Origin of the sequence: Maribacter sp. 2-571, assembly GCF_050589625.1 — a bacterium.
Classification (GTDB): Bacteria; Bacteroidota; Bacteroidia; order Flavobacteriales; family Flavobacteriaceae; genus Pelagihabitans.
Genome location: NZ_JBNGOP010000037.1, coordinates 34,893 through 43,105 on the forward strand (window position 1 = coordinate 34,893; position 8,213 = coordinate 43,105).

General features: G+C 37.8%; 8 protein-coding genes and 1 pseudogene. All 9 read right to left on the bottom strand.

Annotated features, from left to right (window positions below; genetic code table 11):
• Positions 1-83: 83 nt before the first annotated feature.
• Positions 84-449: a hypothetical protein gene (locus tag ACRD7P_RS19450; protein WP_430909415.1), complete on the bottom strand. Its 366-nt coding sequence runs from the start codon at positions 447-449 to the stop codon at positions 84-86.
• Positions 433-993, bottom strand: a complete 561-nt coding sequence (locus ACRD7P_RS19455) for a LemA family protein (RefSeq protein WP_430909416.1) — start codon at positions 991-993, stop codon at positions 433-435. Before ACRD7P_RS19455 ends, ACRD7P_RS19450 begins: the two co-directional genes overlap by 17 nt.
• Before the next feature lie 3 nt (positions 994-996).
• Positions 997-2,064 (bottom strand): hypothetical protein, encoded by a 1,068-nt coding sequence (locus ACRD7P_RS19460; RefSeq protein WP_430909417.1) that lies wholly within the window; start codon positions 2,062-2,064, stop codon positions 997-999.
• Positions 2,065-2,080: 16 nt separating this feature from the next.
• Positions 2,081-2,773, bottom strand: a complete 693-nt coding sequence (locus tag ACRD7P_RS19465; protein ID WP_430909419.1) for a hypothetical protein — start codon at positions 2,771-2,773, stop codon at positions 2,081-2,083.
• Between the two features lie 147 nt (positions 2,774-2,920).
• Entirely contained in the window at positions 2,921-3,595 is a 675-nt protein-coding gene (locus ACRD7P_RS19470) for a hypothetical protein (protein WP_430909420.1), read from the bottom strand.
• A gap of 6 nt (positions 3,596-3,601) precedes the next feature.
• Positions 3,602-6,352 (bottom strand): OmpA family protein, encoded by a 2,751-nt coding sequence (locus ACRD7P_RS19475; protein WP_430909421.1) that lies wholly within the window; start codon positions 6,350-6,352, stop codon positions 3,602-3,604.
• A gap of 10 nt (positions 6,353-6,362) precedes the next feature.
• Positions 6,363-6,848, bottom strand: a complete 486-nt coding sequence (locus tag ACRD7P_RS19480; protein WP_430909422.1) for a DUF4280 domain-containing protein — start codon at positions 6,846-6,848, stop codon at positions 6,363-6,365.
• A 4-nt stretch (positions 6,849-6,852) separates the two neighbouring features.
• Positions 6,853-7,710 (bottom strand): hypothetical protein, encoded by an 858-nt coding sequence (locus tag ACRD7P_RS19485; RefSeq protein ID WP_430909423.1) that lies wholly within the window; start codon positions 7,708-7,710, stop codon positions 6,853-6,855.
• Between the two features lie 17 nt (positions 7,711-7,727).
• A pseudogene (locus tag ACRD7P_RS19490) lies at positions 7,728-8,213 on the bottom strand (type VI secretion system Vgr family protein); the annotation flags it as partial.

Sequence of the window (8,213 nt, forward strand, 5' to 3'; positions counted from 1 at the left end):
CAACACCGGAATAATACCATTTTAACTTTGAAATGGTATAAGAACAATTTTTAAGCGCGCAGACAATGCGGGCATTGTATATTTTACCCCTTATCTTCTTGTAGTTGATGGTTCAGGCGCTGAAAGAACTTATAAATGCGCCTACCGTTGAGAAGAATAAAAAACAGGTTTGATAAAAAAATTATGATCCACACCAGAAAGAGCTTGATTGTCGGTTGGTCCAAGGCGGTCATTATGGCCATCGCTACCGCTCCCATGATCCAAGTGGATAGGATGAAGAGATATGCAAGGTAAGGTGCTTTGCGCTGTGTTGATGTTTTTGCCGAACGACCAAAGGGAATAATCGGGACCATCAGGGCCAAAATTCCAAAATAGGCAATACGTTTTAATATTGGAAGATGCTCCTGCAAGGTTTCAGCAAGGGTCGTATAATCAAAATTCAATTCCATCGTACTGTTTTTCGGCGGCCGAAATTTGAAGCAACGTTTTCTCCCGATAGCCTAACGGCTTGGATAACAATACCGCGGGAAACTCCTTTATACCAATATTATAGTTGGTAATACTTTCGTTAAAAAGTTCCCTTCTATCCGAAATATGGTCTTCTAGTTCGGAAACCCTGGTTCTTAGGGCCATAAAGGAATCGGTCGCCTTTAAATCGGGATAATTTTCGGCCACCGCCATCATTTTGGCCAAACCGGAAGAAAGTGCATTGTAGGTTTTTACTTTGTCTTCCTCTTTTGTGGCATTCAAAAACGCGGTACGTAATTCCACCAATTTGGTCAACAAACCGTCTTCATACTTCATATATCCTTTTACGATTTTCAAAAGCTCCGGTAGTTCGTCTGCCCTTTGTTTTAGAAGTACATCAATATTGGCATAAGCCTTTTCGGTATTGGAATGGAGCATTACCAAGCGGTTGTATATTTTGATGCCCGTGCTGATCAGGAGTATTACGATCAACACCAATACTATAATTGCAACTATATTTTCCATAGATCAGTCATTGGAGAAAAATTGAAAGTTAAGGTTTTTATTTAAGTCCAGCTTTTCTTGAACCGACGCAAAAGTGATGCTGAGCGTTCCATTGTTTTCGGTAAAGTCACACAACAGTACAAGCGAAATCAGCGCTACTAGGATAAGGGCGTATCTTTTAAAAGCCTGTCGCAAAGGTCGATTAGTGTTCCAGTTGGCTACACTGCTCTTTGGTGACAGTGCGAATATATTTTTGTTTTGATCTCTTTGGATTACAACATTCTGCTTTTCGTGCGTCGCTTTTCCGATGAGCATGACCTCCATGTTTTCCAACAACAAAAAAAGGCGATAACGTTTGTTGTTGGAAGCATAGGAATGGGGGGATTCCTTCAGGTTCAAAAGAGACAGCTCGGAGCCTTTTATGGTCACTGTTCCACTACTATCCGTTAGGGTAAAATCGTTACATACCGTTTCGGTAGAAATATTGGAATAGCTTTTTCTACCATTTTTATCTTTCGAAATGGCATCTATTTTATATACGTATCCAATACAGGGTGTTTTTTTGATTTTAGAGGTAACGGGGACCAACATTTTCGTTTTACCGCTGACCTCGACCAATCCCATGGCCATTGACCGTATTTTTGAGGTGGGTAAAATGGTTTGTAACTCGTAGAAGGTACTTTTTTTACTCGGCTTAACAATCAGCATCAGAATGGTATATGCAAATAGCGCGATGATGCTATACGGCATGGTAGCGATGATTCCGATACCTAGTATCAGTATGCCCAAACCTTCCAAGAAAGCGCTAAAAGGCTTTTTTTCGCCCTTTAGCCATTTATAGAGTCCGCCAAAGATCATCAGCAATGCCAATATGGGGAAATGGATCAATCCTGCCAAGGGAACGTAGCCAGCGTCCCATGAGGCTACAATTACCACGATGAGCGGAGGAACAACAAATAATGGCCATATCGGGCTTAATTTTAACTTAAAGAGCGAGGTGAACGCCAGATAGTAGAACAGCCCGAACGCAATGGAGAAAAACGTCAAGAATACCGTAATGGCCGTATCGGTGTTGTTTACGTGGAAGTCCAAGGTGTCGTATTTCCGGTCAAATAATGTGAAACTCTTCTGAGTTTTTTGGAAGATAAAATTCTAAATCGAGCATTAGTTCTTCTTTTGTTTCGATATTTGAGAAGGTTAGTGCAGGTTCACCGTTGAGTTTTTTTAATGCGGCTTTTTTTCCATAGGCAGAATATACTACAGCTGCTTCTTTAGCAACACTAAAGACATTAAAACCGTTTTGAAAGTCTAAAATGAGTCTTTTAATTCTGTTTTCTGATTCTTGAGTAGATAAATACATAGAGGTAGCCATGGTTTTTTCTCTATTCTTTAGCATCTCTTTAAAAGAATCAAATTGTTGATTTTGAATGATATTTCCCAATTCCAAATAGGTTCTGGTCAATTTCTGACGTATTTTTTTAACATCCGTCAAAGTTTCGCCTTCTTTCCATTTTTTATCCAGTATGTAAGGGACGTCCATTGCCAAGGATTCTATCTTTTTTAAAATAGGGATTGGTTTACTTATTTTAATTTCAGGAGATTCATATTGATACAAATTACTATTATATTCCATATTGGCCCAAGCATCAAAACACTCGATGTTAAACGTCAATTTTACATTTTTTTCAATTTCGTTTTTCCCAAATATTGGTAAAATAGTAATGCTGATTTCTTGATTTCCACTTTGTGAAATTGCAAAATTAATGGGAATTCTTGAGCTTAGTTGTCCAGGAATATTCATACATATTACTGGGGTGTCGTTGACCCGTATCTCGAACATGCAAGATGTAACACTAAAATTTATCGTGTAATAAGGCTGTTTAACCATATTTTTTTGAAATTGTTAGGTTGACTTTATTCCCCCTTTTTATCTTGTAAGCTTCTATATTCAATATGAAAACCTGTCTATAAGTCTTTGTAATACAGTTTCGGTTTGACCGTTAGGATAGTTTATTGAAGCATTTCCTACAATGTAAATCAATACAGAATTAACTTTTTGGGATACCCCATTTCCGGTTGACAAAGCACTACCGTCAGAATTTTGAGAAACGATTATAGAGTGATTGGCATTTACATCCTTCCATATATAGTTCTTACTTCCTTTAAAATCGTTTATCGAACCAGCTTGACCAAGCAAATCCGGCTTACCAAATTCTTTTTGAAATAGATTTAAAATATCATCTTCAATGAAATTGTATCGGATATGAACAGCTTTTATTTGATTTATTTCTTTTTTTGAAAAACTAAAAGATATATAGCTGTCATTGGGAATGTCAATTCCATTAACCTTAAAATTTGAATTAAATTGAATAGCTCCCAACTTAAATTTCTCCATGCTAACCGACGAATAGGCTTGCAGATACTCAGAGTATTCACTTTCACCAAGGTTAAAATTTGTTAGCGAAATTACTTTATCCAAATCACTCTCAAAATCAATGCTCAGGATATCTATAACGGAGTCATTTGTGCTCATTTCTTTATCCGCTTTATCTTTTTTATTTTGGCATTTGATGTTTAGGGAGATGAGAGCAATTACAATTAAAAACTTTATTTTTCGCTGCATAATGGATTACTTCTTTATTAGTGGTATTTTGGAGCTAACTCCCGTTAATTCTTCTATACTTTTAATTACATCAAAAGGCGGTATTATTTGTGGAAAATCACCTTCAGCTATCGTAATAGATTTACTTTGATCAACTTCTACATTATCAATCACTCCTTTTTTCAAGGATAAACCAGCGCTCGCAACAACTATATATTCTGCATCTAGGCCATCAAAACCTAATTGGGGTTGATAATATAGACAGTTCTCTTCATAATGAATCCCATGTGCAAATGTAATGGATGCTTTCCCACTAGCATGAGCTTTAAAATAGCCTTTGACCGATACAACAATTAGTGCTATTTCCCCTTTTATCAAGACACCAGCTTTCAATTCAACGCTCAACTTATTTTTAAGCTCAAGCTTAATTTTAGTATTGCTGTCACCCTCAGTATTTAACGAAAAACCAATGTTGGTACTAATTACGCTGGATAGCACCAAATCGACGTAAACATCCATATTGGCTTTTACTCCAAGGTTTTCATCTCCTAAATCAATTCCTTTGTTTATTCGATCCTTTATAGTGTTATAAATTCTCATAGCTCCAGGTGCAGCAGCTCCTCCGCTAATTGCCCCAGCAGCTAACCCAACCGCTGCACCTAATAAATCAACTGTCATTTCAAGCCCGATTAAGGGTTTAGCGGTAAAGTCGATTTCTATTTGTGTACCAATTTTCGAAGTAAGTTTTTTGTTTATAGTTGCCCTCTTTAAGAACCAAACACCATTTAAACTCATATTAGGTGGATTAACCACGAAAGAGACAGGGACGTTCTTAAATCCAATATTTCTTACATTACCTTTGGTTTTTGAGGTAATGGCTTTTGATATATCTCCTAATCCTCCGAAAATATCATAGAGTTTTTTGAATTTACTCTCGTATTTTGCTTCTAATGAAGCTTTATCTTTAAATACTTTTTCCGATAATTTATTCCATTCCGAATCTAAACTAAAACCAAAAGATGCATCTTTTTGTTTCCATCTTTTTTCAGCTCCGATTTTTCCAGCCTCACTCTGCATTTTTTTATGTTCATCTGGAGAAAAATTTTGCCATTTTACACTTAGTTTATTAGAAAGATTAAGAAAAAACTTCAAAGTCCACTTAATGTCCGGATAAACCTCTACTACAACTGTTGGTTTGTTTTCGTCGCTGTAATATCTGCAACTATTAATATAATACAGAAACTTGTTTAAGTCAGCTTTGTGAGGGAAAATAAAATCAAAAGGCGCTAATTCAAACTTGGTGGTTTCAGAAAATATTTTATGATTGACATTGTTCATGGGATAAGAGTAAATCTGACTTTTCCCTTCTTTAGTCAACTCGATTACGTGCACCTCGTTGTCGTGCTTTTGTTTCAACTCCCTTCTTAGACAATCCTTTACTTCATATTCCGATACTTTTAGGAGAAATTCTTTTCGAAGCGTAATATCCGGAGAAATTGCACTAAAAACTATACTTTTTGCATCTCCTCCAAAAACGTTGAACCGGATGGTAACTCTTCTGTTTAACTGATGTTCCGCTTCGGAAAGGTTTTCTCCCTTTACATATGGTCTCCGTTTACCATAACCCTTCGCGGTTATTCTTGTACTTGAAACTCCTTTGGATACCAAGTAATCAACACTTGCCTGAGCCCTTCGGTAAGACAAAGGGTCATTGTATTTATGATCCCCACGGCTATCACAGTGTGCGCCCAAGGTAACCGGAACAAAAGGACTATCTAATAAAAAATTTGCGATACCATCTAAAACTTCTCTTGCCCCAGCTTTAATATTGGATTTATCAAAATCAAAGAATATTTTTTCCGAAACGGCAAACTGCTTTTTTTTGTTCTCGTCAATTTTTAATTTCCCTTCCTCAAAAAGTTCAATTTCCTTTCCTTCGTCGGTAATACTGATTTTTTTAAACCTACAGGGCTCATAGCGTTCCAGATTAATCTCGTTTTGATCTATTTTTACCGGAAGGTCACTAGTAGATTTCTCCGTTGTTCTTTTTGTGATTCCACTGTCGAAAACAACATACTTTGCAATTTCTTTTTTTCCGTTACCGTCATTGATCGCATAGTTTTTACCGACTACTTTAATCTTTACATAAAACTGCTCTCCATTGGTAACCATTAAGCCCGTTTTGGACCTCCATTTATAGGTGTTTTTGATGTTCAAGTTTACTTCTCCCCCATAACATTTGGCGGTATACCCGTCAACAAACCCATCGCTTCCCCATTGATCGTTATAAACGTTAATACGCAAACGTGCACCGTTTAAACCTTCCGTTTTAAGATGTAGCCACACGTCGTCACCAAACTTGTTACGCTTACTACCAATAGATGCACCATCTTTCGATGTGCGCCATTCGGCCAATACTATTTTTTCGGGGGCATACCCCTGAATTAAGATGCGATTGGGATATTTATTGCTAGGTTCGCCGGTATATGCTTCAACATGATAGATTTGTGGGCCACAAAATTTTGCTTCAACTTTCGCACCCATAATGTCCCCGGTATGTGCACTCTGATCTTTGCTGGTAAACGGACCCTTTTCTTGGGGTTTTGCAATCCATTTGGGCCGTCTGTTGCCACCGGTTTTTTCAGATTTAAATGCCTTTAACTCAATTTCTACATCCGCATTGACCTTAATGTAGGAAGGAAATTTTTTCCCCTTGTTATATCGGATGTTCGAATCATTGGGATTTACTACCCCTATTTTTTCAATGGCATTTGACATGTGGTAGGTTTTAGGAGAGTATTATTTCATCGTCCAGCTCCGGAGCCTGCAAATCTTCAAGGTCTACCAGGGGATTGACCTGTTGGGCCACCGCTTCATCCTCTGAGGAACTATTGACCGTTTGTTCGCTGGTTTGACCATGGAACAGAATACTGATGCATGGGCTCCCACCAATTGGACATATGGCTTTGCTGTCTTCTAAGAGTATTTGCCCTCCGTTGGTCAGTTCTACATTTTTATAGAAACCTTCCCATTTTGTTACTACGATTTGGCAGGGCTTAAAACTAGACCCGGTAGGTTGCATTTTGCATTGGCCAAAGGTGTTTTTTTCAAAGGTGGCACCACCGATTTCCATAGTGGTCGCCACTAACTTTTTACTTGCTTTATTGTCATTGGCATATATTTTTTGTTGGGACAATACTTTTAGCTTATCAGGGAAATCCCCAAATTGACATTCGCATAATGCATCTTGAACTACTATGTGTTTACTGCTCATGGTCTTATTCTAAAAGAAACATTTTTACTTTAACTTTTTTTGAAGTACCAAACTTCAAATCAAATACGCCATCTATTCCAGCTATGAACTGTGCAGCGTTGTTGAGATAGTAAGTGATCGTACATGAACCTTTATCTTCTTCGCTTTCGGAGGGGTAATTGGGATAATCCAATTTTTGCTCAAGATCTGCCAGACTGCGTTCGTCGTTTACGGTACCAGAGACATGGATCTTATAGGCGTTTCGTTCAAGTGCCTTCTCGTCAATACGTTGGTTTACGGTGAAATTTACCGGTTTGGCCGAACCTAAAACCGGAAAAGAAAGGTTTGTTTCAAAATTAAAGGATGCCGTGTAGTACAGAAAAATCGGTTTAAAGTACAAAGCCAAAAAATAATCACTTTTCATCTTGGCAAGAAATCGATGTTCATTCTCTAACGTTTTACTGGCCTTGTTGATATAGTTTACAACACTTTCATCCTTATATTGGGCTAAAAGGGAAGCTTTTTTATCGGTCCATCGCTTTTGAATTTCCTTAAAATTCGTAACGGTTCTGAAATCTCCCATACGATTGCACTCGATATCCAAGGGATATAACACGGAACTGACCGCATGGCCCAATTCGTGTAAAAAAACACTTGGCTTTTTATCGTTTATGTAAATATCTTCAAATCGTGTGATCCGGAAATTAAGATTGTCTTTACGGTCTTTTCCGATGCATTCAAATCGTTGTTTGTAACGTACCAAATGGGCCTCGTTATCCGACTGAAATTCAATCATACAGCCATACACCCCATTAAATTTCATGGGGTTTAACCTAAGGTCTACGGCCGACAACAAGTCGGTTTTTAAGGGATTCTTAGTCATGCTTGACTACTGGTGCTTTAAAACAGTTTAACTTTTTCCTTACTTTGTACATCGACTGTTTTACCGGAACTTAAGGTTAAATTTTCCGATTTACTGTCCAGCGTAATATCGTCCGCTATAGTTTCTTGAACCTTGGCGTCAACGGTATAGTTTTCCTCTACAATAACGTTTTTGTTTTTCGTCAGGGTGTTTTGATTTTCAGAAACACTTGTAGTTAAATCTTTTCCAGCGGAAACGGTGATGTTCTCATCGGCGCTGATGCTAACATTTTTTGCGGTAAGCGCCATTGATTCCTTGGCCGTAACGGTAATGTTATTTTCTGCATTAACGTTAATATCGTTATTGGAGAAGATGGTGATGTTATTGCTTTTGGTATCAATGGAAAAAAGGTTGTCATTTTTGTCCTTAATCGTAATCATCTCCCCACCATCGGTATCGTTGAGTTCGATCACATGTCCGCTCCTTGTCTTAATGGCCTTGATGTTGTTGTCGGCATCGGCGAA

Bases quoted from the DNA above. Each gene is read 5' to 3' on its own strand.
- ACRD7P_RS19450 (WP_430909415.1), bottom strand. From the start codon at position 449: ATGGAATTGAATTTTGATTATACGACCCTTGCTGAAACCTTGCAGGAG.
- ACRD7P_RS19455 (WP_430909416.1), bottom strand. From the start codon at position 993: ATGGAAAATATAGTTGCAATTATAGTATTGGTGTTGATCGTAATACTC.
- ACRD7P_RS19465 (WP_430909419.1), bottom strand. From the start codon at position 2,773: ATGAATATTCCTGGACAACTAAGCTCAAGAATTCCCATTAATTTTGCA.
- ACRD7P_RS19470 (WP_430909420.1), bottom strand. From the start codon at position 3,595: ATGCAGCGAAAAATAAAGTTTTTAATTGTAATTGCTCTCATCTCCCTA.
- ACRD7P_RS19475 (WP_430909421.1), bottom strand. From the start codon at position 6,352: ATGTCAAATGCCATTGAAAAAATAGGGGTAGTAAATCCCAATGATTCG.
- ACRD7P_RS19480 (WP_430909422.1), bottom strand. From the start codon at position 6,848: ATGAGCAGTAAACACATAGTAGTTCAAGATGCATTATGCGAATGTCAA.
- ACRD7P_RS19485 (WP_430909423.1), bottom strand. From the start codon at position 7,710: ATGACTAAGAATCCCTTAAAAACCGACTTGTTGTCGGCCGTAGACCTT.